Here is a 1,455-nt window from a genome sequence, read left to right as displayed (position 1 = left end):
GGTCGATGGCCGACAGCGGCTCGTTGACGACGAAGATCAATCCCCGCACCTCCGAGATGCCGAACGTCGCCAGGCGTGCGGCGTGCATGTCGAGGTAGGCCTGCGCCTCTTCCCGGCCTTGGAACAGATAGACGCCACCGGCACGGCCGCTTGCCTCATCCTCGGTCCAGATCTTCCAGATCAGCCCCTTCTCCGTGGCGATCGATGCCGCCAGGTCCTGCATGGCGTGCGTCATCTCCACTCCACGCCCCAGGGGCCGGCATAGGCGAAGTCAACCTGGAGCAGATACTTCACGGGAACTCCTTTGGGTTTCGCTTCAAGGGAAGAGAGGAGATCGCCAAGTCTTCCGGCGATCGGTCCTCTCACACCGACATCCATGTCCGAGCCGATTATTCGTAGCTCAGGGTGAACGTGGCGCGCGCGTTGGCGGTGCCCGCCGAGACGACTGACCCGGTCCGAACATAGCGGGCCGACAGCGGGATGCTGTACTCACCGACGCCGGTCGATCCTGCCAACCAGCGATTCTCGGCATCGGAATGCTTGGAGTCAGGGCCGAAACGGATCACGTTGCCCTTGAAGAGTACCTGTACCCCCAGTCCACTCGCCGTTGAGTCGGCACTGAGTTTCAACGCATCATCCCGATTCTCCGGATCGCTCTGGTCAGTGAGCACGGCATGCACATCGACCTTCGACCCCGCTGCGCCGCCGGCACACTTCACGCCAATGGCGAGATCGCCCGCCGCCGATACCGAACCCATCTCGGTGAACTGGCTTCTGTACACCGGCGCCATCGACACGCTCACCAGCGGCGTAGTCACCTGGCAGGTAGGGATGCTGATTTCCAGCTTTGGACCGTAAATGGTGAAGCGCGTAAAGACAGTGAGATAGTTGGTGCCCACGCCCGCTTCGGCAATTTCGGTGCGGGCATAGATGGTCGGCAGGGTCCCAGGCGCCGGTATGGGGCCGATCTTGACCAGCTGGAGAATTGCCTTGCTCGGAGACGGTATGTACGTTGCGGGAGTCAAGGTGCCCTCGTAGGGAAACCACCTTCCGATGGGGTGCGCAAAGCGTATACCGATCCCCGGGACGCCTGTGTCATAGACATTGTCACCCAGATGGGTCAGGCCGGTGATCAACGTGACGGTGGGCGACGCGGTACCGGAGCACCTGACCGTCGCCTTCCAGTTCAAATACATCGTGGGTTCCAACTCTGCCAGGACCGCTCCGTCCGGTGCATTCGGATTGATCTTCACGGTCGTCCCCGATGCCTGCGCGACGAACTGAGGCGATCCAACATTGGTCGAAGTGTCATTGGACGAAGTACAGTAAATCGCTGCCTTTGCCGTTGCCGGCATTACCATGGCGGCTATCACGAACAGCCACGCGGACGGGAATTTGCAGGCTTTCATTGGACTACTCCATAGGTTCCAGTGATGAGGAAGCGGGCGTATCGCA

Annotated in this window: 2 protein-coding genes; both read right to left on the bottom strand. The window is 60.8% G+C overall.

The window, feature by feature from the left end:
* On the bottom strand, window positions 1–235 hold a 235-nt coding region (locus VA603_RS01745), incomplete at its 3' end, for a monooxygenase (RefSeq protein WP_323437767.1).
* Window positions 236–389: 154 nt separating this feature from the next.
* Window positions 390–1,409: a fimbrial protein gene (locus tag VA603_RS01740; protein ID WP_132863780.1), complete on the bottom strand. Its 1,020-nt coding sequence runs from the start codon at window positions 1,407–1,409 to the stop codon at window positions 390–392.
* Between the last annotated feature and the right edge of the window lie 46 nt (window positions 1,410–1,455).

The sequence above is a fragment of the Stenotrophomonas capsici genome, assembly GCF_034961085.1.
Lineage (GTDB): Bacteria > Pseudomonadota > Gammaproteobacteria > Xanthomonadales > Xanthomonadaceae > Stenotrophomonas > Stenotrophomonas capsici.
Note: the sequence above shows the minus strand (reverse complement) of the source record. Positions and strands in the feature narration are given on the sequence as shown.

What these genes read in the sequence shown, in the direction of transcription:
- VA603_RS01740 (WP_132863780.1), bottom strand. Translation starts at nt 1,409, where the DNA reads ATGAAAGCCTGCAAATTCCCGTCCGCGTGGCTGTTCGTGATAGCCGCC.